The organism is Parcubacteria group bacterium (assembly GCA_041659505.1).
Taxonomy (GTDB): domain Bacteria; phylum Patescibacteriota; class Minisyncoccia; order Moranbacterales; family UBA2206; genus UBA9630.
In genome coordinates this window covers 92,717-116,427 of record JBAZYF010000004.1, presented here as the reverse complement: position 1 = coordinate 116,427, position 23,711 = coordinate 92,717, and the positions used below count along the sequence as shown (strand labels likewise).

24 protein-coding genes are annotated in these 23,711 nt (G+C 42.5%); 22 read left to right on the top strand and 2 right to left on the bottom strand.

Annotated features, from left to right (window positions below; translation table 11 throughout):
* Positions 1-92: 92 nt before the first annotated feature.
* The 11 genes from WC848_05970 to WC848_05920 all read left to right on the top strand — a co-directional run bounded on the left by WC848_05970 (position 93) and on the right by WC848_05920 (position 12,556).
* The gene (locus WC848_05970; GenBank protein ID MFA5962203.1) at positions 93-1,073 is read left to right on the top strand and encodes a carbohydrate kinase family protein; all 981 of its coding nucleotides are present in this window, start codon (positions 93-95) and stop codon (positions 1,071-1,073) included.
* 131 nt (positions 1,074-1,204) lie between these two features.
* Positions 1,205-1,738: a fibronectin type III domain-containing protein gene (locus tag WC848_05965; GenBank protein MFA5962202.1), complete on the top strand. Its 534-nt coding sequence runs from the start codon at positions 1,205-1,207 to the stop codon at positions 1,736-1,738.
* Positions 1,739-1,771: 33 nt separating this feature from the next.
* Positions 1,772-3,802 (top strand): hypothetical protein, encoded by a 2,031-nt coding sequence (locus WC848_05960; GenBank protein ID MFA5962201.1) that lies wholly within the window; start codon positions 1,772-1,774, stop codon positions 3,800-3,802.
* Between the two features lie 36 nt (positions 3,803-3,838).
* Positions 3,839-5,062: a hypothetical protein gene (locus WC848_05955; protein ID MFA5962200.1), complete on the top strand. Its 1,224-nt coding sequence runs from the start codon at positions 3,839-3,841 to the stop codon at positions 5,060-5,062.
* A gap of 86 nt (positions 5,063-5,148) precedes the next feature.
* Positions 5,149-5,556, top strand: coding sequence for a fibronectin type III domain-containing protein (locus WC848_05950; protein MFA5962199.1), 408 nt, complete (start codon positions 5,149-5,151; stop codon positions 5,554-5,556).
* Positions 5,557-5,624: 68 nt separating this feature from the next.
* On the top strand, positions 5,625-7,688 hold the full coding sequence (locus WC848_05945) for an acetate--CoA ligase family protein (GenBank protein MFA5962198.1): 2,064 nt from the start codon (positions 5,625-5,627) through the stop codon (positions 7,686-7,688).
* Between the two features lie 11 nt (positions 7,689-7,699).
* Positions 7,700-8,272, top strand: a complete 573-nt coding sequence (locus tag WC848_05940; GenBank protein MFA5962197.1) for a response regulator — start codon at positions 7,700-7,702, stop codon at positions 8,270-8,272.
* Positions 8,273-8,280: 8 nt separating this feature from the next.
* Positions 8,281-10,008 (top strand): single-stranded-DNA-specific exonuclease RecJ, encoded by a 1,728-nt coding sequence (recJ, locus tag WC848_05935; GenBank protein ID MFA5962196.1) that lies wholly within the window; start codon positions 8,281-8,283, stop codon positions 10,006-10,008.
* Positions 10,009-10,013: 5 nt separating this feature from the next.
* Entirely contained in the window at positions 10,014-10,643 is a 630-nt protein-coding gene (locus WC848_05930) for an HAD hydrolase-like protein (protein ID MFA5962195.1), read from the top strand.
* 4 nt (positions 10,644-10,647) lie between these two features.
* A complete protein-coding gene (locus WC848_05925) occupies positions 10,648-11,085 on the top strand; it encodes a ribonuclease HI family protein (GenBank protein MFA5962194.1) in 438 nt (145 codons plus the stop codon).
* Positions 11,086-11,257: 172 nt separating this feature from the next.
* Complete coding sequence (locus WC848_05920) at positions 11,258-12,556, top strand: efflux RND transporter periplasmic adaptor subunit (protein MFA5962193.1); 1,299 nt, start codon at positions 11,258-11,260, stop codon at positions 12,554-12,556.
* A 183-nt stretch (positions 12,557-12,739) separates the two neighbouring features.
* Here WC848_05920 and WC848_05915 read toward each other — a convergent pair whose 3' ends face one another.
* On the bottom strand, positions 12,740-12,901 hold the full coding sequence (locus tag WC848_05915) for a hypothetical protein (GenBank protein ID MFA5962192.1): 162 nt from the start codon (positions 12,899-12,901) through the stop codon (positions 12,740-12,742).
* A 79-nt stretch (positions 12,902-12,980) separates the two neighbouring features.
* On the opposite strand from WC848_05915, the gene WC848_05910 reads away from it, so the two are divergent.
* The 11 genes from WC848_05910 (at position 12,981) to rlmN (ending at position 23,307) form a co-directional block, all read left to right on the top strand.
* The gene (locus tag WC848_05910; protein ID MFA5962191.1) at positions 12,981-13,709 is read left to right on the top strand and encodes an ABC transporter ATP-binding protein; all 729 of its coding nucleotides are present in this window, start codon (positions 12,981-12,983) and stop codon (positions 13,707-13,709) included.
* A 105-nt stretch (positions 13,710-13,814) separates the two neighbouring features.
* Entirely contained in the window at positions 13,815-15,056 is a 1,242-nt protein-coding gene (locus WC848_05905; GenBank protein MFA5962190.1) for an ABC transporter permease, read from the top strand.
* 8 nt (positions 15,057-15,064) lie between these two features.
* Positions 15,065-16,318: an ABC transporter permease gene (locus WC848_05900; GenBank protein ID MFA5962189.1), complete on the top strand. Its 1,254-nt coding sequence runs from the start codon at positions 15,065-15,067 to the stop codon at positions 16,316-16,318.
* Positions 16,319-16,584: 266 nt separating this feature from the next.
* Positions 16,585-17,079, top strand: a complete 495-nt coding sequence (locus WC848_05895; protein MFA5962188.1) for a hypothetical protein — start codon at positions 16,585-16,587, stop codon at positions 17,077-17,079.
* Positions 17,080-17,127: 48 nt separating this feature from the next.
* Positions 17,128-18,171, top strand: a complete 1,044-nt coding sequence (locus WC848_05890; GenBank protein ID MFA5962187.1) for a thioredoxin domain-containing protein — start codon at positions 17,128-17,130, stop codon at positions 18,169-18,171.
* Positions 18,172-18,358: 187 nt separating this feature from the next.
* Positions 18,359-18,928 carry a 2-oxoacid:acceptor oxidoreductase family protein gene (locus tag WC848_05885; GenBank protein ID MFA5962186.1) on the top strand — a complete coding sequence of 190 codons (570 nt, stop codon included), beginning with the start codon at positions 18,359-18,361 and terminating at the stop codon, positions 18,926-18,928.
* A 101-nt stretch (positions 18,929-19,029) separates the two neighbouring features.
* Positions 19,030-19,293, top strand: a complete 264-nt coding sequence (locus WC848_05880) for a 4Fe-4S binding protein (GenBank protein ID MFA5962185.1) — start codon at positions 19,030-19,032, stop codon at positions 19,291-19,293.
* Positions 19,294-19,296: 3 nt separating this feature from the next.
* Entirely contained in the window at positions 19,297-20,475 is a 1,179-nt protein-coding gene (gene porA, locus WC848_05875) for a pyruvate ferredoxin oxidoreductase (GenBank protein MFA5962184.1), read from the top strand.
* A gap of 205 nt (positions 20,476-20,680) precedes the next feature.
* Complete coding sequence (locus WC848_05870; GenBank protein ID MFA5962183.1) at positions 20,681-21,616, top strand: thiamine pyrophosphate-dependent enzyme; 936 nt, start codon at positions 20,681-20,683, stop codon at positions 21,614-21,616.
* 6 nt (positions 21,617-21,622) lie between these two features.
* A complete protein-coding gene (locus WC848_05865; protein ID MFA5962182.1) occupies positions 21,623-21,955 on the top strand; it encodes an MGMT family protein in 333 nt (110 codons plus the stop codon).
* Between the two features lie 194 nt (positions 21,956-22,149).
* Entirely contained in the window at positions 22,150-23,307 is a 1,158-nt protein-coding gene (gene rlmN / locus WC848_05860) for a 23S rRNA (adenine(2503)-C(2))-methyltransferase RlmN (GenBank protein ID MFA5962181.1), read from the top strand.
* On the opposite strand, the gene WC848_05855 is transcribed toward rlmN, so the two are convergent.
* Positions 23,278-23,679 (bottom strand): NUDIX hydrolase, encoded by a 402-nt coding sequence (locus WC848_05855; GenBank protein ID MFA5962180.1) that lies wholly within the window; start codon positions 23,677-23,679, stop codon positions 23,278-23,280. The two genes, rlmN and WC848_05855, sit on opposite strands and share 30 nt — an antisense overlap.
* Positions 23,680-23,711: the final 32 nt, after the last annotated feature.

Below are 23,711 nucleotides of genomic sequence, written 5' to 3'. Positions count from 1 at the left end.
ATAGATAATAATATATTTTCACTATTTACTGTTTGTGCTATAATCAATATGATGAAATAAATAAATAATTTTTTGATAAGAATTTATAATCTATGTCAAGAGTAATTTGTATCGGCTCGGCTTGTAAGGATGTTTTTTTTCCGACGACTGAAGGAAAAATCATAGAAACGCCGGAGGATCTTTTGAGTCAACAAAAGATTGAGTTTGAATTGGGAGCGAAATATCGCATCGAAGAGCGCTTTGAGGCGCTGGGTGGTTGCGCGGCTAATGTGGCGGTGGGACTCTCACGTCTGGGCATCGACGCTGCTTGCTACTCACACATCGGTAATGATCATGTGGCGGATTGGATTTTGGATCAGTTGAAAAAAAATAAAGTCAGTGTCGATCTGATCACTAAAGATAAAGAACTTTTCAGTGATATGTCAGCAATTGTGGTAGATCGCAATTCAGCTGAACATGTAATTTTTTCTAATCAAAAAGTAAGCGGAAAATTAGAACTGGTGCCAGAAAAAATCAGTTCAGCCGAGTGGATTTTCATTGGAGATCTTCACGGCGATTGGAGAAGTCAGTTAGATCTAATTTCTAGAATTGCCAAAGAACACAAACTTAAGTTGGCGTATAATCCGAAGCAGATCCATATTCACGATGATGTCAAAAAAATAATCGAGATAATTACCGAAACGGAGGTGCTTTTTCTCAACAAGGATGAGGCCCTAGAAGTTATTTCACAAATTAAAAATTTTTCCACATCCGACTTGGACAATGAATTTTTTCTTTTGCAGGAATTGAAAGAAATGGGTGCAAACATAGTGGTTATTACAGATGGCGTGCGCGGTGCTTGGGCGACTAATGGTACTGACGTGCTGTATGCTCCCGGCAGGATGGTAAAGGCGTTGGATTCGACAGGGGCAGGTGATTCTTTTGCAAGCGGTTTTTTAGGAGCTCACATCAAAGGAAAAATATTGAAAGTTTGCCTGGACTGGGGAATCGTCAATAGCTCACACGAGGTGCGTTTTTATGGTTCGATCAAGGGACTTCTAGATGAGAAAGAAATGTTGGAAAATGGAGGGTAGAGGATTATTTCACCTGTGGATAACTTTCTTGCAGCTTTTTTGAAAATATAGTATAGTTTAAGTAAGATTATTTATTGTAATTAAATCAATTCTTTAATTAGTTAAAAAAATAAATTGGAGGATAAAAAAATATGAAAAGTAAAATAGAAATGAAAACCGCAAAAAAACAGTTGGTTTTTTTGTGCATGCTTCTTGCTCTATTCGCTTTCGGAGCCGGGCAGGCCTTGGCTGGATCGGCGCACGTAACTTGGAACGCCAACTCCGAGGGTGATTTGGATGGCTACAAAATTTATTACGACACTGCTTCCCACTCGTCGGCGACTGATCCGGCCGATGATGATTATGCTAACTCCTATGATGTAACGGACAATGGAGTTTCGCATTGGTTTGATGCACTCACTCCCGGACAGACCTATTATTTCCGTCTGACGGCCTATGACACTTCGGCTAATGAGAGCAATTATAACGCGACTGAGGTTTCGAAATTGATTACTTATCGAGGAGATATAAATATCGATCGTGCGGTGGATGTTTCTGATTTGGGTATTATAGCCGGTTTATTCGGCCAAACTATTGAACACGCGGCGGATATTAATCGAAGTGGAACGGTTGATGTGAGTGATTTGAGTATTCTGGCGGGGGAATTTGGAAGTTCTTTCGAATAATCCTAAACAATATCTGTAAAAAATATGAAAAATATGAAAAATAAAAAAGTACTTTCCATGAAAACGTTCAAAACGCTTACTATCGCTGTTATTTTTACTCTCACAACCTGTTGGCAATTTTCCCAAATTAAAACTGCTCGCGCGACAGATGATGATGCGGAACTACTTTTTACTCCGGCAACAACGACAGTTGCGGCGGGCGCTGATTTCAATCTTGTTGCGAGTGTTGATCCTAATTCAAATGATGGAAGTGAGGGAAACCCCGGGATAAATGCAGTCGAGCTGCACATTACGTTTGATGAAACAGTGTTGCAGATTAATACTAATGGAATAACTGTCAATACGACTGCTTTCTCTTCCCTCGAAGGCTATCCGACCTTTGACAATGTCGCTGGAACAGCTACAGTAGTTGTTTATACGTCGACCCCTGAGATTATTCCGACGGACGTGGCGACAATTTCTTTTCATGCTGTTTCCGCGGCAACTAGTTCTCCTGTTGTTTTTACGACTGCGTCAAATGCAGCGGTTAATGACGGAAATGGAACGCAAGTTGTGTCAACACGGACTCCTGCCGCTGTTACGATTACTGGAACGGATGGTGTAGCACCGACGGTGACAGCCTTTGTAATTCCAGCCAATTCAGCCTCTCTCACTGTTCCGATTACCACATTCACAGCGACTGATGCGATTGGCGTGACCGCGTATCTGCTTACTGAATCATCTTCCGCTCCTGCGTCTGATGACGCTGATTGGGGTGCTGTTCCGACAGAATTTGTTTTCGGAACAACAGGCACCAAAACGCTGTATGCTTGGGCGAAAGATGCGGCGGATAATGTTTCCACAAGCCGGAATGATTCAGTCACAATTGATATGGCGGCACCGACCGGTGGATCCTTTACGATCAATAGCGATGCGGCACGTACGGCTTCAACTGCGGTGACTTTGAATGTGACTTGTCCGACGGACAGTTGGACTCCGGTTGAGATGGCTTTCGGTAATTCAGCTAATCCGACCAACTGGACGACTTGTGCAGCGACGACAGCGCATACGCTGTCTGCTGGAGATGGCACAAAGACAGTTTATATGAGTTTTCGAGATGGTGGACAGACTGTGACAGCGAGTGATGTGACCGACACGATTGAACTCGACACAACGGCACCGACGGGGGGATCTTTCACAATTGATAATGGTGCTACGGAAGCAGTTACGACTGCCGTTACGCTAAATATTACTTGTCCAACTGATGATTGGGCAACGGTGCAGATGGCTTTTGGGAACACCGCTAGTCCGACTAATTGGGCTACTTGTGCCACAACCGCGTCGCATACACTGACCAGTGGAAATGGATCAAAAACTGTCTATATGCGCTTTCGAGATGGCGGGCTAACTGTGACAAGCGATACTACAGATACAATCACTTTAAATATACCTGACACAACCCCGCCAGTGCTTTCCAATGGAACACCAAGCGGAACGTTGACTAAGGGAACGACTTCGGCGACTGTCGGGGTGACAACAAATGAAAATGCTACTTGCAAGTACTCTACTACCGCCGAGACGGCTTATGCTTCTATGACTGATGAATTTACTACCACTACCGGAACAACCACGCATTCTTTTTCCGCTACCGGATTGATTGACGGTGGTAGTTATACCTACTATGTGCGTTGTGCGGATGAAGCGTTGAATCCGACTGTCAGTGACTATGCAATTTCTTTCTCTATTTCAAATGCAACAGCAATTTCAGATAATCACAAATCAAAATCTTCAAGTTCAAAAAAGAAAGAGCAAACAAGAAAAATTACCAATTCGCGAAAAAACGTACCTCGAGGAGGATTGCTAATTGAGCGGGGAAATAAATTTACCAAAAATTCAATGGTAGCACTGTACTTCTCCAAATATGGCGGAGGGTATTATAAACCGATGTTGGTTAAGACTTCCAAGACTGGCTATTTTCGAGTGGATTATTATGCGGCCAAGCCGAAAGGAACCTATAATTGGTACGCGGTTAATCTAAAGACCGGGTGGAAAAGTAAAAAAATCTATTACCGGATAAAAAATTAAAGATAAGGGGAGAAAAGCGATTCAGAAAGGAAAAATATGAAGTTAAAGATTGAGAATAAAATTAAATTTTTCACAGTCATTGGGGCGGGCATAATTTTAATCGCTGGCTTGACCACACTAGCTGTTCAGATTAGCCGAAAACATTCATCATTAAAACCAGCTTCAGTTAATTCTGAAGCTGGTTCTGTTTCTATTCAAGATGAAGTTGTTATTCCTGATAAAAAATTGCTAGTGGTGGCAAACGATGCTGTGGAAAAAGTCGATCTTCTTTCTGGGAAAGTTGAGGCGACAAGTCTTTTGGAACAATCTAATTTTGACAGTTTTGAAGGTTTCCCGGTTCTGGGGGACAATAAAAATGAGGATGTTGAGCAGGGCGTAACCTTACTTTCTCCAGATGAACGCCAAGCACTTGTTACCGTTACAACTTATAAGTCAGTCGCGCTATTGCCTAAAGATGCAGACCAGCCCGTACTTTCTGTGAGTGATTATCTCTGTGAAATTGAAAATAAAAGCTGTTCTCCGTCTACGCTTCTTTCTGAAATATATCAAGGAATAGACCCTGAGCTACAAAAAAGAGGGACTTCTTTGTCTTGGTTCAGATGGAATTCACAGCGCAATTTATTATTTGGACATTTGACCTTTGGTGATTTGGGTGATGTTTCTCCTGTTTATGCTTGCGATACGCAAATTAAAATTTGCAACAAGACGGAAGGTTTCGATTCTTTGAAAGTTGGCGATGTGTCGGCAGTGGTTCCGGCGGGCGCATTCAGTCCATCGTTAAAAAGTTTTATTATGATCAACCAGCATGCCAAGCCCAATGTTGAGATAGGAAAACAATGGGAGCTTTTGCTGTATGCTAGTGATGATCTTTTGAAACCTGAAAAGACCTATGATATATCCGCAGCAATCAATCAGGATGAAGATTCGGGGTATGATAGCGTGCGTTCAGTGGCTTGGAGCAAAGACGAAAAACGGCTGGCATTGGCTACGAATAATCGAATTTTTATATTTAATTTCGAAACGGGAGTATTAGCTCCTATTTATACTGATCCAGCAACCGGAGAAGATGATCCGAGCTTGGACAGTAGCGCCCTGTTTATATCTTCTGATGGAAAATACGTTGCTTTTATTGATTCTGTCGATACGACAAATGAAATTGAGGATGAGGCTTATAATGTTTTGAAAAAAATTGATCTTGAAAATAATAATGAGGTAACGGAGATTTTGGGGGATTATGGTTTGAGTCTAAAGTCCCAGTGATCTTTTTTGTTTGAATACAGGGTTCAAAAAGACCCTGTTTTTGTGTCAAATCGAGCCAGCTGTAACTATAATTCCAACTAACGCATATGCAACAAAAAACAAAAATAACTTTTCTCTCGTTGCTGATTTTGAGCGTGGTCATCTGGCTTCTGGCTGGATCTAGCTGGTTGAAGGTTGATCCGCCAAAAGGAACAGCTAATCTTTCCTGGAATTTGAGCAGTGATGGAAATACGACCGGCTACAAAATCTATTATGGTACCAACCCAAGAAACGGCGATTGTCCGTCGGGAGGATATGCTAAAAATCAAACAGTCGGAAAGGTTGGTCAATTCAAATTGAGTAATCTTGAGCCCGGAAAGACTTACTATTTCTCTGTCAGCGCGCGAAATTCTTCCGGAAAAGAAAGTTGTTTTTCCGAGGAAATGCATAAAAAAATCTCTTCTGCGCCGGTTCTTTATCTGCAAGCGCTGTGGCAAAAAGTGCAGGGCAAGTAGCTTTTCTCGCATCTACAAATTTTCAATATAGTGCTATAATGGTTGTATAACTAGAAAATACAATATTTATGAATTTGGAAAAAATGTTCAATCCGCAGTCGATTGCCATTGTGGGCGCTTCGCCGGAAGTTGGGAAGGTAGGCAATGTGATTGCCAAAAATATTTTGGAGCTGGGATATGTCGGCAAGATTTATTTGGTTAATCCAAAATATGACCAGATTTTTGAGGCCAAGTGCTATAAAAAACTTTCTGAAGTGGAGGGCGAGATTGATTTGGTGATTATAGCAATTCCGGCCAAGTTCGTGGTGGCTGAGATTCGAGAAAATGTGGCGAAAGCAAAAAACTTTGTGATCGTCTCGGCTGGTTTTTCTGAGATGGGTGAAGAAGGCAAGGCGCGCGAAGCCGAGCTTTTGCAACTGGCCCAAGAGAATGGAATAAATATTTTAGGTCCGAACTGTTTGGGCTTTATTATTCCCAAATTGAAACTGAATGCGTCTTTTGCCAGCGGTCTTCCGGGCGCAGGCAATGTGGCGTTCGTGACCCAATCCGGAGCGCTCGCCGTAGCGCTTACAGATCTGGCTCAATCGGAGAAGATCTATTTTTCCAAACTGGTTTCTATTGGCAACAAACTTAATATTTCTGAAACCGAGATGCTGACATACTTGGAAAATGATCCTGATACGGCGGTAATCGGGATGTATCTGGAAGGGATCAAGAATGGCACGAAATTTATCGAAGTGGCGAGTAGAGTTTCAAAGAAAAAACCGATTGTAGTTTTGAAAGCGGGAAAGACGGAGCGTTCGCAAAAAGCCATTTCTTCCCACACAGGCGCTCTTGCCGGTAGTGATGTGATTATGGAAGCAGCTTTTCGCAAAGCGGGGATTATGCGTGCGCGGGACTTGGAGGAATTTTTCAATCTGATCGGATTTATTTCGCACAACAAAGCGATGGTTTGTAATCGGATTGCTGTTATCACCAATGCCGGAGGTTTAGGTGTACTTACGACCGATGCTTTTTCGCAAAAAGAAATTATCCTTGCTGAACTGAGTGATAAGACAAAATTGGCTCTGCGAAAAATTTTGCCTGAAGAGGCTTCAATAGAAAATCCGATTGATCTTTTGGGGGATGCGAAGGAAGATCGCTACAAAAAAGTCTTGCAAATTATTGACAAGGATCCGGAAATTGGCGCAATCATCTTTCTTTTGACACCGCAGGATCAGACGCCGGTGGAAAAAATTGCCCGAGTGATTGCAAAGTTCAACGCTAAAAGTACAAAAGCGATCGTGGCATCATTCGTCGGTGGAAAGAAAGTGGAAAAGGGCGTGAAAAAACTGCGCGCAGAAAATATTTTCAACTTCGCTTTTCCGGAAAGTGCCGTTTCCGTGTTGGATGCCTTTTTTCTCTGGAAGTGTAAAGAAAAAGTACAGGTTGAAAATCTAGCTGGCGGAATTAATCAAGAGCGAAAAGCCAAGGCCACGGCAATTATAGATTTGGCAAAAAAAGAAAATCGGCGCGCGCTTTATTTTTCCGAAAGCCAAAAGTTGATGGGGCTCTATGATATAAAGACAATTTCAGCTGTAGAAATAAATAGAGGTGCAGCGTTGTCTATGCAAAAAGATTTTCCCGTGGTACTTAAAGTTGATAGCGATGCGGTTTTGCATAAGACAGACAAGCAAGGATTAATGTTGAATCTAAGAAACCAGCTTGAATTAGAGATGGCCTTCCGGAAGATGCGGATTAATTTTCCTGAAGCGAAATTGATCATCCAGCCGATGCTGGTGCGGGATATGGAAATAATTTTGGGTGTAAAATATGACGTTAATTTTGGTCCGGTTGTCGTTTATGGCCTGGGCGGAATCTACACCGAAGTTTTCAAACTGGCCGAGATGCTTATTCCGCCATATTCAAGAGAAGCGGTAGAAAAATCACTTATTGAGGGAAAATTAGGCTTTCTTTTCCGGGAGACTCGCGGGCAAAAAGTCTACAATCTTTCAGAATTGGCGGGGATAATTACTGCTTTGGGAGAATTTTCGCAGGAACTGGGCAGTATCTCGGAGTTTGATATCAACCCGCTTTTAGTCTATAATAATGGCAGTGCGGCGGTGGCGGTGGATATTAAGGTAATTATTTAAATTTTAATTTTATGGAAAAAAAATATAAAATTTTAATTGTGGATGATGATGCGGATTCGCGCGGAATATTTGCCGAGGTTTTCAAGACGGAAGGCTTTAAAGTGATTGAAGCGGTAGATGGCCTTGATGGCGTGAATAAAGCAATGGCAAATGTGCCCGATGTAATTCTCACTGGGATTATTATGCCGAAAATGGATGGATTTGGCATGAAAGATGCGCTTTCTAAAAATGTTACGACGAATAATATCCCGGTTGTGATGTCATCGCATATGGGACGCGAAGAGGATCGCAAAAAAGCGGAACTGGCTGGCGTGAGGGATTTTTTTGTGTCTGGCATGGTTACGCCAAAAGAAGTGGTGTCGCGAGTGCTAAGCTTGTTCAGTTTGGAAAAATATAATTTGAAGCTGAACGTCAATGGCGGAGATATTTTCAGATTGACACGGGATTTGAAATTAAAAGAAGATTTTTCTTGTGCTAATTGTGGAGAAGATTTGGTAATAAACATAGAAATAACCAATGCGGAAAGAAGGGAATTCACGGGTAGAATAGTTTGCCTGAGATGCGACTATGGGAAATCTGAATAAAATAAACGATGCAAAAGAAATGGGAGCTGAAAGAAAAAATAACCACCGAAATTGATTTTTCTAAGTTTGGTGAGTCTGAAAAGTACAGTCCGCTTGTTTTAGAATTATTGGCCGGTCGTGGCATTGTGTCTCAAGAATCTCTTGAGGATTTTTTCAGTTTTAATTATGCGGTTTGCGAAAATCTGGAGAAAATTTCTGGAATGGCAGAAGCGGTGGAGCGGATCAAAAGAGCGCTAGAGAAAAAAGAAAAAATCGCTATTTTTGGTGACTATGATGCAGATGGAGTGACTGCGACAGCCCTCCTTTTTGAAACTTTGGAAAGCTTGGGTTTTACCGATCTGACTTATTATATCCCTGACCGTCAATTGGAGGGTTATGGAATGAATGATGCAGCAATTGAATTTTTAGCGCACGAGGGCGTAAGCCTGATCATTACGGTCGACTCAGGAATTACCGGTGTAGCTGAGGTAGAAAAGGCAGGAAATTTAGGGATGGATGTGATTATTACCGACCATCATCATGCTCCAGAAATTTTGCCTAAAGCCACGGCAATCATTAATCCGCACTTGAAAAATTCGGGTTTTAAATTTACTGATTTGGCTGGCGTCGGCGTGGCATTTACGCTGGCCCAAGCACTCTGCCAAAAATTTGCTCCGGAAAAAATCGATCAACTCAAATGGATGCTGGACTTGGTGGCCATCGGAACAATTGCCGATTGTGTTACATTACTCGGAGAAAATCGTATGTTAGTCAAATATGGTCTCGTGGTGTTGTCTAAGACGCGTCGTTCTGGGCTACTTGAGATGTTTAAAGTCGGTCGGATTGAAATTTCTGAAGACCATATCCCCGATACGCAAAAAGTTGCTTTTCAGATTGCGCCAAGAATTAATGCCGCTGGCCGGATGGATCATGCCAGTGTAGCCTATAAATTAATCATAGAAAAAGATCCAGTGCATGCGCGAGTGTTGGCGCTTGAAGTGGAGGGTAAAAATCAAGAGCGCCAAAAAATGACAGGGGAGATAGTGAAAGAGATTGAAGGGCTGGCTTTGCGTGATTTTTCCGATAAAAAATTTGTGTTTGCTAAAAGCGAACATTGGCCGGTGGGAATTTTGGGATTGGTGGCTGGCAAGGTGGTGGATAAATTCCAAAAACCGGCCGTTGTTTTCCAGATCCAGGAAAAAGAATATGTCGGATCGCTCCGGAGCATTCCGGAGATCAATATCGTGGAATGTTTGGAAAAATGTTCCGAATTACTTTCCAAATTTGGCGGCCATTCTCAGGCAGCCGGCGTGCGGATCTCGCCGGAAAACGTCGACCGCTTCTGCGAGAAAATGACAGAACTGATCGAGGCACAACTTGAGGAAAAAGAAATTATTTCCACCTTATCCATCGATCTGGAACTTAAGGCTCAAGATATCGATTGGGAGTTTATGACAGATCTAAAAAAGATGGAGCCGTTTGGAATGGGTAATAAAGAACCGATTTTTCTGCTTAGGCAGATGCGAGTGAGCGATGTGCGGATCGTGGGCAATGGGACGAAACATTTGAAACTGGCGCTAAGAGCAAATGACGGAAGTCCGAAAATATTTGATGCGATCGGATTTAAATTGGGTGATGAATTTATTAATTTAAAAAAAGATGATTTAATTGACATTGTTTTTAATCTTAACGAAGATGAATGGAATGGGAGTAAAAAAATTCAAATGAAGCTAGTCGACCTTAGATTGGTAAGTTAAATTTTATGGCTAAAAAAAAGTTGATCATTTTTGATTTTGATGGCACATTGGTGGACTCTTTTCAATTAGCTATCGCGGCCTTTAATAGTATTTCCAAAAGGTATGGTCTCAAAAAAGTGCCCCTGGATGAACTGGATCGTCTGCGCAATCTCTCTTCTCGGGAGCTTATAGCTAAATGGAATGTGCCCTTTTGGAAAATGCCTTTTGTGATTCGCGCTGCAAGAAAAGAATTTGGTACGCAGATAGACAAGGTGGAACTTTTTCCCAAAATGGAAACAACCCTTCTAGAACTAAAAAAGAGGGGCTACGCGCTTTGTCTTTTGACGGCTAACTCTCAGGTCAATGTTGATTATTTTTTGCAAAAACATAATTTAAATATGTTTGATTGGGTATATGGCGGATGCGGACTTTTCGAAAAAAGTAAAGTGATGCGAAAAATTTTGCAAAAATTCAATTGTGAAGCGAGTGAAGCATTGAATGTTGGGGATGAAACGCGGGATATTGAAGCAGCGAAAAAATGCCAGATTCCTTCCGTGGCAGTTAGCTATGGATTCAATGCGAAACAAATTTTGCAAAAATTCCAGCCAGATTTTTTGATTGATCGGCCGGAAGACTTATTAACCATAAACTTCTAAAAATATGTCAGAAAAAATCGTAATGTTTACCGATGGCGGATCGCGAGGTAATCCTGGTCAGGCTGGAATTGGCGTCTGGATAGAAACGCTAAATAAAAAATACGGCGAGTGTATCGGTGTCGCTACGAACAATGTGGCGGAATATGCCGCGCTAATTTTTGGTCTCAAAAAATTGAAACAGCTTTTAGGCAAAGACAAGGCTAGACAATATACCATTGAATGTTATTTGGACTCAGAATTGGTCGTCAAGCAACTCAATCATGAATATAAGTTGAAAGAGGAATATATTCAGAAAAATTTCATCGAAATATGGAATCTCACGCTTGATTTTAAATCGGTAAAGTTCTATCATATACCTAGGGAGAAAAATACTGTTGCCGATGCGTTGGTAAATCAGGCGCTAGACTGTGAAAAAACTCAAAAAAGTTATTATGAAAACTAAAATTTAATTCCTCCTCTCCCTTAGGGAGAGGATGTCCGGAGGACAGGTGAGGGAAAGGGCTAAAAATAAACAGTAACCTATCTATAAAATAAGTTTTTCCTACACAGAAAGGCTTCTCCCTCATCCGGCCTTCGGCCACCTTCTCCCTAAGGGAGAAGTGAGACTAAAAAAGATGCTAAAATACAAAAAAACCATTGCATTTATACTCATACTGATTATTGCTGTTGGCTACTTTTTCTACGCGCGGTCTAAAAAGCCAAAAGTTGAATATACGACCGCGACAGTGGAGAGGGGTAATTTGGCGCAAACAGTTTCTGCGACTGGGGATCTGAAAGATGATTCAGAGATTGTGCTCAATTTTGAATTGGGCGGTAGGATCAGTAAGATATATGTCAAAAAAGGCGACAAGGTAGCGATTGGTGATTCGATCGCGATGCTGGACAGCACAGATCTGTCTGGGCAAGTTGCTCAGGCGAAAGCGGCACTGGACAAAGCCACTGCCGATGCAGGCTCAAATAATGATGCAGTTCGCGAAGCTCAGGTGGCGGTTGATAATGCGGAAAACAGCTTGGATGACACAAAAGATCTGCAAAAGCAACAAGTCGACGCGGCAGATTCCGCCTATTCCAATGCTAAGGATTACTATGACGACGCGCAGGCTTTTTATGACGATACTCCGAGTAAGGCCAATAAATTGACCTTGACTCAAGCGCTTAATGCTAAGGAATCAGCTCAGGAAGCTCTCGATACGGCCAAAAAATCTCGTGATCTTTCAGTTACGCAGGCGGAAAATTCTGTCGATGCGGCGAAAGCCAGGCTCAAAACGACTCAGTCGGACTTTACACGTGATTCGAAGAATGCTCAGGTAAATAGTGCGAAAGCCGGATATGAAGTGGCACTTAATGATCTGTCCAAGGCCGTGCTCAAAGCGCCTGTCTCTGGAACGATTGTTGAGGTGAACAATAAGGTGGGAGAAATCTTGGGCACTGGCGTGATCAAGGAATCTTTCGCGCGCATCATCACTGATGATTTTATCATTGAATCAAATATCCCCGAATCGGACATCGTAAAATTGAAGTTGGGGCAAAAGGCAAATATCACTTTCGATGCGCTTCCGGCGGACACAAATTTTGATGCGGAATTAATCCAGATCGATCCGGCCGAAACCGTCATTCAAGATGTGGTTTATTATGGAGTTAAGTTGAGACTGGCAAATTTTGATCAACGGTTGAAGGTTGGCATGAGCGCGAACATCGATGTTAAGACGAATGACAAGGCGGACGCACTGATGATTCCTCTGCGCGCAATTAAAATTGTGAATGGGGAAAAATTCGTAGATGTTTTGAAAGCGGACAACACGACACAAGAAGTGAAAATTACTACCGGTCTCGAGGGTGATGGGGGAATGGTGGAAGTGAAATCTGGCCTGAACGCCGGGGACAAAGTGGTTACTTTTACAAAAGCGGTCTAATTATCAGAACCACTGATTAGCACATGATTTTACTGATTACACATGATTGAATTCTAAATTCAGTGAAATCACGTGCACTCAGTGAGAATCAGTGGTTCAGACAAAAAGAAAAAGCACATCCATGTTGTTCGTAGCAATTTTTTGCTGACGCATGGATATGCTCTTGTCGCTATTGGGCGACGGTTATTGGTGCGTTGATTTTTGCGGGTCATTTTGATTTGACCTGTCGTCGTTTGATTTTTCCGCAACGGTAGGAATATTATATGCACCGTGTGGCCATTGCGGAGTTTCTGGAATGCCATCTTTCCCCCCTCTGTCTTTGATGTAGAAGATTACGCCAGGCATAGATTACCTCCTTCACCTTAGTTTGTGTTTGTGTTAAAACAACTTTCCCCTTGACTTCATAATAGTCTAATCATTTTTTATGTCAAACCCCCTAATTCAAGTTCAAAATCTTTGTAAAACTTATTCCAGTGAAGGCGTGGAAACGCGGGCGCTTTGTGGCGCGACCTTTGAAATTCAAAAAGGGGAATTTATTTCCATCATGGGTCCGTCCGGTTCCGGTAAATCGACTTTGATGCAAATTTTGGGACTACTTGACCGGCCGACGGAAGGGAAATATTTTTTTGAAGGACGTGACACTTTTTCTTTCGATGATGATACGTTGGCGAAAATCCGGAACAAAAAGATTGGTTTTGTTTTTCAATCTTTTAATTTACTTTCTCGCACTTCGGTTTTTGAAAATGTGGAGTTGCCCTTGCTCTATGATGAAAAGCCGGGAAAAAGCAATGAAAAAAAAGTGATGGATGCGCTGTTGGCTGTTGGGATGGAGCATCGCGCGAAATATTTTTCCAATCAACTCTCGGGCGGCGAAAAGCAACGCGTGGCAATTGCGCGGGCGCTGGTCAATGATCCGGAAGTGATTTTTGCTGATGAACCGACAGGGAACTTGGACTCGAAATCCGGCCTCCAGGTGATGCGGATTTTACAAAAACTGAATGACACAGGACATACCGTAATTTTAGTCACGCATGAAACATATACTGCCGAACACGCCAAACGTATTATCTACGTCAAAGACGGCAGTATTATTGCTGATGACCCGGTGAAGCATCGGCGGATTGCGGATGGAGAGAATGAGTTATTGAAATAATCAGAACCACTGATTATCACTGATTACACTTGATTTCACTGAATTTTAAAAACCATAATCACGTGCAATCAGGAAAATCAGTGCTAATCTTGTGGTTCAGACTTTATGAATATATATTCTCCCATTAAAATTTCAGCGAAATATTTGTTGGCGGCCAAGCTCCGCTCTTTTTTGACGATTCTGGGAATCATTATCGGTATTGCCTCGGTAATTGTGGTGATGGCAATTGGTGGGAGTGCGCAAAAATTGATTCTCAATCAAGTTTCTGGTGTCGGATCGAATTTGATCGGAGTTTTGCCTGGTGCCTCAGACGAAAAAGGTCCACCAGCGTCGGCGATGGGAATTGTAGTGACCACTTTGAAATATGCTGATCTGGTCGCCTTGGAACAAAAACGCAATGTACCGAATTTGGTCGATGCTGTCGCTTATGTCAGTGGATCAGCCACGGTCAAAAATGCCAATGGCTCATATCAGACCAGCTATCAAGGCGTTTCATCCAGTCTCTTGGATGTTGAAGATATTAAATTGCAAGCTGGACGATTTTTTATGAAAGATGAAGATACGAATTTGGCACATGTTGCCGTGCTGGGATCGAATCGCGTACATGATCTTTTTCCGAATGTCGATCCGATTGGGAAAACGTTCACTTTGAAAGATGTGAATCTGACGGTAGTTGGAGTTTTGGCAGAGCGAGGGTCGGTCGGTTTTTCTAACACGGATGATATGATTTACGTCCCGCTTTTTACTGGGCAAAAGTTATTGCTCGGAATCGATTATCTCAACTTTATGCGCATCAAAGTTGATTCCAAGGACAATCTTGATCGCGCCGTGGCGGATGTTAAAACGACCTTGCGTGAACAACACCGGATTAAAGCCGATGCCAGTGATGATTTTTCTGTGCGCAACAGCGCTCAAGCAGTTGAGACGCTTACGACCGTAACTAATGTGCTCAAATATTTTCTCACCGCTGTTGCGGCCATTTCACTTGTTGTTGGCGGAGTGGGAATTATGAATATTATGCTTATCTCGGTCAATCAGCGGGTGCGGGAAGTAGGTTTGCGAAAAGCAGTCGGTGCCAGAAATGTGCACATCATCTCTCAGTTTTTGATCGAAGCGATTTTCATCACACTGATCGGCGGAATCCTGGGGATCATTTTTGGCATATTTGTTTCATTTTTAGCAGCCGTTATCATAAAAAGTCTCGGCTACGACTGGGAATTTATCGTCACGCTCAGTTCAATGCTCCTGGCCACATCTGTCTCAGTTGCGATTGGACTAATTTTTGGAATCTACCCTGCCCGCAAAGCATCAAAAATAAGTCCGATGGAAGCACTTAGATATGAGTAATATTTTTTATGCATGAACTAATCATTTCAATCAAACTAGCCTTCAAAAATCTTCGCTCTAATCTAGGGCGGACGATTTTGACTTTGGTTGGAGTGGTGATTGGTGTGATTGCTGTGATTTTGGTGAGCTCGTTGGGGCAGGGTGTGAAAAATTTTATTTTAGATCAAGTTGGTGCCTTCGGAACGGATCTGATTCAGATCGAAGTAAAAGTGCCGGCGACGGGAAAGGCGTCGACGCAAAATGCAGTTGGTCAAGCAACGGGAATTCAGATTACGACGATGACAATTGATGATGCGAAAGATATTGCCAAATTGCCTAATATTGCTGCATCTGCCCCAGGCACAATGACGCAAGAATTAGCCACCTATCAAAATACCAATAAACGCGTTTTTCTGTTTGGTGTCGGAGCGCAGTATAATCAAATTGATCAAAGTACGAAACTGTCCGAAGGCGCATTTTTTTCGCAGAGTGATGATGAGAGTTTGGCGCAAGTGGCCGTAATTGGTAGCAATATTCGCGATGCTTTTTTTGGTTCGGATGATCCGTTGGGGAAAAATATCCGCATTAGTAACCAAAACTATAAGGTGGTGGGCTTGGCTTCTGAGCGGGGAGCGGTGGCGGGTTTCAACTATGACGATTTGATTTATGTTCCGGTGCAGACGATGCAAAAAAAACTGCTCGGTATTGATTATGTCCGTTTTATCATGGTCAAAGTCAAGGACGAAAAAATGATTGATGTGACTGTGGCCGATCTAACGGATGAGATGCGACGACTGCATAAAATCACTGACCCGAACAAGGATGATTTTGGTGTAACTTCCATCAAAGAAGCGCAGGCGACGATTGCCAGTGTGTTTAGCACGATCAATATTTTACTCTTGGCACTGACTTCGATTTCTCTGGTGGTGGGCGGTGTGGGAATTATGAATGTGATGTATGTGGCAGTAACGGAGCGCACCTTCGAGATCGGTCTGCGAAAAGCGGTTGGCGCCAAAGCGAAAAATATTTTGCGCCAGTTTCTTTGGGAAGCGATTTTCATCACCTTTTTCGGTGGCCTCGTGGGAATAATTTTAGGTTATCTACTATTGCTATTGCTATCCTACATCGTCGCATCGTTCGGTTTTGCGATTAACTTTGGCCTGAGTGTGAGCTCAATTAGCCTGGCTGTTGGATTTTCCGTGGCAACTGGTGTAGTTTTTGGCTACTATCCCGCCCGCGCCGCTTCACGGCTCAGTCCGATGGAGGCGCTCAGGAAAGATTAGGAATAAAATTACACAATAAATCCCAAAAAGCGCAAGTTGTAGCGCTTTTTTGTTTGTGGTAGACTGCTAAAAAGGAAATCTTAATGTGTCATCCCCGCGAAGGCGGGGATCCAGGCACCTCAGGCTAAAAATATCGATAAAACAAATTATTTTGAAATAAACTTTATATAATAAAAAGCTAGAAGATTTATAATTCGGTTTTCTAAAATTTAAAACTAGTGGAACCTGGATTCCCGCCTTTGCGGGAATGACATGGACTGAAAATTATGGAAACTAACGAAGAGGGTAAGATTCAGGAAGCGCAAATCGTTTCTGGGACTGTAAATAATGGTGTGCAAAAGGATATAACTGAGAATGTAGAAAAACCGGAAGATGCTTTTGTTGGATTGGACGAATTGGATGAAGAAGACGTTGCTAAAAAAACTAAATCAGAATTTCGTTCACGTCTGATGTTGGTTTTTGTTTTAGGATTTCTCATCGGCATCGCACTCAAAACTGAGGCACTTAAAAAAATCACGATTGGCTATGATGATTATCTAATGAAGATTAAATCGCAGAGTTATAACATTAATGATGTTCAGGTGAAGTTGCAAGCAGAAAGAGACGCCGCGACGCAAGCGCAAACTCAGCAGCAAGGAACTCTGCCTGACTCTGGCGCTACGGATGATTCTGGTAATACGGCAGACCCAGGAAGCGCACCTGTTGATACTGATGGGCAATCTGATCAAGGCGGAGCAGTAAGTAACTCAACGGGAATTTAATTTTTTTTAAATAATAATCAATCCTAATTCAACTTTATGGAAGATGATATGCAAAAAGAGCTAGAAGCTGACGAAAAGGCGGAGCAGAAAAAAAAGCAGCAAAATTTAATTTCTGCCGTCATTTTACTTTTGGGAATGTTCCTCGGCAGCCTTTTTATTGACACTGCCCAACTTGTGCAAAAGAGCGGTTTTTCATCCAAAAATCTCAGTAAATCAGATATTTTTGAAGCCAACGGAAAAACGTGGGTGGCTTACAGCGAACCGGCCGTTACAGTGTCCGTGATCAATGATGACTCTTGTGAAAAATGTAATGTTTCTGAGGTTTTGGTGTGGCTGCGACGGATCGTACCGACCATCGCGACCGAGAAAGTGGACTATAAATCCGATCAAGGAAAAGATCTGATTGATAAGTTCGGCATTAAAACTTTGCCCGCGTTTGTTTTTGATGGTGCTGTTGCGAAGACTGATTTCTATGCTCAAGCGCAGACGCTTTTTGATCAGAAAGGTGATCAATATTCTTTGCGAACCGGAGATATTGGTATCCCAGTCGGTAAATATGTCACAACTCCAAAAATAAATGATGGCGATGCGGTAGCAGGAGCGAAAGATGCTAAGGTGAAAGTGGTGGTTTATTCTGATTTCCAATGTCCATATTGCAAGATTTTTCACAAAGCAATGGAAGATGCGATCAAAAATTATGGCGACCGCGTTGCCTTTGATTATAAATTCTATCCACTGACTGACACGCATCCGCAAGCCAACAACGCCGCATTGGCCGCAACTTGCGCCTTGGATCAAGGAAAATTCTGGGAATATGCTGACAAATTATATGCTGATCAGACTATCTGGGGAGCAACAAAAGATACGGCGAAATTCAAAGAATATGCCAGAGTTTTGAAACTAGATAGTGGCAAATTCAATGATTGCTTGGACAATAAAAAACATCAAGACATGATTGATGCTGACAAAAAAGAAGCGGAAAGTTTCGGTATCTCCGGAACACCTGGCGTTTTCGTCAATGATCAGTTCCAAGAAGGCGCAGTTTCCTATGATCAACTAAAAACTTCGATTGATGCGGAATTGGCAAAATAAAATATAAATATTAGGCTTATGTAGAGACGCCCCGTTGGGGCGTCTTTTTTGTGCCTAGCAATAATTGTAGAGACGAGGCACCACCTCGTCTAAAAAACAAACAATATTAGAGCATAAACCAATAATGCCAAGACGAGGCAATGCCTCGTCTCTACAACCAATTTAAATTTTATGCTATACTAATCCTATGAAATATCATAAAGACACAATGGAGATTATCTTTTTTGCGCGGGGTGGGCAAGGGGCGAAGACGGCCGCGGAAATTATTGCGCAGGCAGCGGTTGCTGAAGGCAATTTCGTGCAAACTTTTCCCAATTTTGGTCCTGAGCGGAGCGGTGCGCCGACCAAGACTTATTTGCGCATTTCTGACAAACCGATTCGCACCAAAGAACCGGTAGTTGATCCGGATGTGGTTGTGGTTTTGGATGATACACTTTTGGAGAGTCAAAAGGTGACGGAAGGCTTGGACAAGAATGAAGCACTGATTATTAATTCTACTAAACATCCGCACGAAATCAGAGATATTATCCGTTTTGAAGGAAAAATTCACGCCGTCGACGCTAATGGAATTTCTATGGCGATTGTCGGGCAACCCAGGCCGAACACAGTAATCTTGGGGAAAATCATCAAAGTGACGGAAATCGTGAAATTGGCAAGCATCTTGGAAGAATTCCGCAAAATTTTTGAAGATAAGATCGGCAAAGAGAATTGTGAAAAAAATATCCTGGCGATTGAGAAGGCGTACGACGCAATATAAATCAGAACCACTGATTAGCACCTGATTATCCTGATTTCACTGATTTTTATTCACGTAAAATCACGTGCCCTCAGTGCTAATCAGTGGTTCAGACGAATTTTATGGAAAAAGGCGCAATCATCAAACATAATATCAAAAAATCTCCCCGGACTGGTTCTTGGCGGTATATGAAGCCGGAAGTGGACAAGGACAAATGTATCGGTTGTACGACTTGTGTGCCGTTTTGTCCCGATGCCTGCATTGAGATGAAAAAACATAAAGACGATAAGAAGGATAAAGCGGATATTGATTATGAATTTTGCAAAGGCTGTGGTGTTTGCGCGCAAGTTTGCCCAGTGAAAGCGATAACTATGAAAAAGAACTAGTTTATGACAAATAATAACAACAAGGTGAATTCCGAAGGAAGAGAGGGTGCCCTGGGGCAAAAATTAGCATTGACCGGGGGATATGCCGCGGCTTATGCTCTCAGACAAATTGAGCCGGATGTGATGCCGGTTTATCCAATCACCCCACAGACGCCAATCATCGAAACGTATGCTAAATTTGTGGCGGACGGCGAGGTGGAGACGGAAATGATTGAGGTGGAATCAGAGCACAGCGCAATGAGCGCGGCCATCGGCGCATCAGCCGCCGGAGCACGCACCGTGACCGCTACAAGCTCACAGGGCTTGGCGTACATGCACGAAATGCTCTATGTGGCTTCCGGGATGCGTTTGCCGATTCTGATGGTTGTGGCGGCGCGTGCGCTCTCAGCTCCGCTTAGCATCCACGGTGATCACAGCGACGTGATGGGTTCTCGTGATTCGGGTTGGGTGCAGATTTTTTGCGAGAATCCGCAAGAAGTCTATGATAAAACAATTATTGGGATGAAATTGGCGGAAGCGTGTGGACTGCCGGTGATGGTGATTATGGATGGCTTCAATACTTCACACTCTGTGGAAAATTTAGAAATATTGGACGCCCAAATTGTCAAAAAATTTATTGGGGAATATCAGCCGGAACATTCACTGCTCGACATTGAAAATCCAGTAACTTATGGACCGGTGGCACTGCAAGAGTCCTATTTTGAATTCAAAATTGATCAAGAAGAGGCGATGGAGAAAGTGGCGGAAGAATATCTAAAGATCACCAAAGAGTATGAAAAAATTAGCGGAAGAAAATATACTTTGTTTGAAGAATACCAAACAGAAGATGCGAAAAAAGTTTTAGTATTGATCGGTTCAGTCGCCGGCACAGCCAAAGATGCGATTGATGAATTGCGCAAGAAAGGGGAGGAAGTTGGACTTTTGAAGGTTGAATTGTTTCGTCCGTTTCCGTTTTCGGAAATTGCAATTGCGTTAAAAAACGCCAAAGAAATAATTGTAATGGATCGCGCGCAATCAATTGGTTCGCATCCACCGCTCTATTCAGAAATTTCAGTCAGTTTGCGAGACAATAGCGACGCAAAAATTTCCAGTATAGTTTATGGCTTAGGCGGACGGGATGTATTCAAAAAACAGATTGAGAAAATTTTGGAGGGGAAATTTAAGGAGAAATATTTGACCTAGTAATAGCCTCTTCTCTCTCCGGGAGAGGATGTCACGTACTCGTGACAGGTGAGGGTTCTTGCCAATACAGAAAAAACAATCAATTAAATTAAGCTTTTGTGTTTCTGAGGGCACCCTCATCCGGCCTTTGGCCACCTTCTCCCGGAGGGAGAAGAGAATTTAAATAAAAAATCGCGATATATTTAGCAGAACTAATAGAAAATAGATGAACAAAAATTTAGCAAAAAACCTAGCCCCCGGTCATAGCGCTTGCGCGGGGTGTGCGTTTCCTTCAATTGTCAGGACGATTTTGGGCGAGGCGACTACGCCGGTAGTGATTTCCAATGCAACAGGATGTCTTGAGGTGACTTCGACTATCTATCCCTACACCGCCTGGAACGTACCATATATCCACAGCGCATTTGAAAACGCGGCGGCGACGATTTCTGGTGTGGAAAGAGCTTATCAGTTTATGCGAAAAAAAAGCAGGATCAAAAAGAAAATTAAGTTTGTTGCCTTTGGCGGAGACGGGGGAACCTACGACATTGGACTGCAAGCATTGTCCGGTGCACTTGAGCGCGGGCACAATTTTCTCTACGTTGTCTATGATAATGGGGGGTATATGAACACGGGCAATCAAAGATCGTCCGCGACGCCTTATGGCGCGGGAACAGAAACGACACCAGTCGGAAAAGAATCTTTTGGCAAAGTCGAGATGCGCAAAAATTTGATGGGCATTGTGGCGGCGCATAATATCTCCTATGCCGCACAAGCCAATATTGCAAACATTGCGGACCTCAAAATGAAAGCCAAAAAAGCCTTAGCAGTCGATGGGCCAAGCTTTCTCACAGTCTTTTCACCGTGCACGAATAATTGGAAATTTCCCACCTCGCAATATGTGGCGATTGCCAAATTGGCGACAGAAACAAATTTTTGGCCGCTCTATGAAATTTCCGCCCAAGGCGGATCCGCCTTGGGCGGAGAAAGCAGAAAGTATACGCTAAATTATGAACCAAAAACCCTAAAACCAGTGAGCGAATTTTTGAAAACCCAAGGCCGATTCAAACATCTTTTCTCGGAAAAAAATAAACCGGTTCTGGCGCGGATGCAAAAAATCGTGAATGAAGAATTTGCAAGACTTGCGAGTCTCAGTGAACTTTAAATTAGTATGAAGCGCATTTCTAATAAATCTACCAAATCTTTTTCTGATTTTGTTTACGCCAAAACTAAATTAATTCCACGCGGAAAAGTGGCAACTTATGGTCAGATTGCTCAGGCAATCGGAAGGCCCAATGCCTCGCGGGCGGTAGGCAACGCACTCAATTGCAATCCCTACGCACCGGTCGTTCCATGCCATCGTGTGGTGCGCTCTGACGGCCGAATCGGCGGTTTTGCGCAAGGGGCGAAGGTCAAGGCTGGACTTTTGGCCAAAGAAGGAGTAAAAGTAAGAGACGGGGAAGTGGTTGATTTTAAGGAGAAATTGTTTGATTTTAGAAGTTGAATTTTTTCTTTCGTGTCATTCCCGCGAAGGCGGTAATCCAGGTTCCACCAGCTATAATCTCTGAAAAATCGAGCTGCAAGTCGGATTAGTTTTCTACTTCAGTAAACCTTGAATTTTAGTAATTTGCTTTCTCTTTATTTTAAAACTTGAGGTGTCTGGATTCCCGCCTCCGCGGGAATGACACTAAATTATTTATGCAACTCGAAAAACTAAAAAAAATCCTCACTGACAATGGCGAGCTGAAATTTCGCTTGAGCCAGATCCAAAAAGCCATCTATCAGGATGGCGTTTCTGATTTTTCAGAAATCTCAACGATTTCCAAAAATTTACGCGAGACACTAGAGAAAGAAATGAAAATTTTATCCTTCGAGGTGGAAAAAGTTTTAGTATCAAAAGATAAGAGTTCTTTGAAAGCTCTTTTGAAATTAGCTGACGGAAACAAAATCGAATCTGTTTTGTTATCTCCAATGCCTGCCCGCAATGCTACGCATAGCGTTGCAGGCGGGGAAAAAAAGTGGTCGGTCTGCATTTCTTCGCAAGTTGGCTGTCCTTTGAACTGTAGTTTTTGTGCAACAGGAAAAGGCGGACTGCAAAGAAATCTGACGGCGGAAGAAATCACGGATCAGGTTTTGTTTTGGAGACAGTACATCAGAAAACAGGGAACAGGGAACAGTGAACAAGAAAAAAATGCACCTCACCCCTCTGATTCTGTCACCTGGCAGAATCAGAATCTCCTTATCAAGGAGAGGGGGCAGATTAGTAATATTGTTTATATGGGAATGGGGGAGCCTTTTTTGAATTGGGAGGAAGTGAAAAAAAGTTTGCGTGACCTCGTGGATAAAAATTTATTTGCATTTGGTTCGCGCAGCATTTCCGTTTCAACAGCTGGAATTCCTGAGGGGTTAAAAAACTTGGCCGAAGAATTTCCGCAAATCAATCTGGCAATTTCTCTGCATTTCGCGACCGATGAAAAAAGAAACCGGTTTATGCCGATCAATAAAAAATACAATTTAGAAGAGTTGAAAGGAGCACTCAAGGATTATTTTTCCAAAACAAATCGGCAGATATTTTTTGAGTATGTACTGCTTTCCGGCATCAACGACAGTGAAGAAGATGCCTACGCGCTTTCGACCTATCTCAAATCAATCGGTCATCGTCAACTTTTGCATGTAAACCTAATCGCTTATAATGAAACCGGAGAAGAATTTAAAGCATCATCTGGCAATAAAACACACCTTTTCAAAGACTTTTTAGAAAAAGGTGGAATGAGTGTAACAATCAGAAAAAGTCTGGGGCAAGAAGTGGCAGGGGCATGTGGGCAATTAGCTGGCAATAAACTCAAAATATTTTAGTGTAGGAAGAATATTCGGCGCTAGATTTTCTTTTTCTAGATCGGAAAGTGGAATCCATTTACACTCTCGGATGTCAGCGCCTGGTGTGATCTCGCCGCGGCGTTTGGCAAGATAGTGAACCAGAATAACATCAACAAGCCCATCCGTTGTTTCTTTTGTCGTGTGAATAAGAAAAGGTTTTTCATCCAGAATTTCGATTTTGATTCCTAGCTCTTCCTTGGCTCGCCTTTGCGCAGTTTCCTTAAGAGCTTCTCCTTCTTTAGTCTTTCCTCCACAAAACTTCCAAAAATTATCGTCTCCTTGCAAATCAAGAAGAACTTTATTATCTTCCACAATAACTGGACCAGACGCGATGATGATTTTTGAGTCCATAGTATTAAGTTAAAAATAGAAATTTATACTCC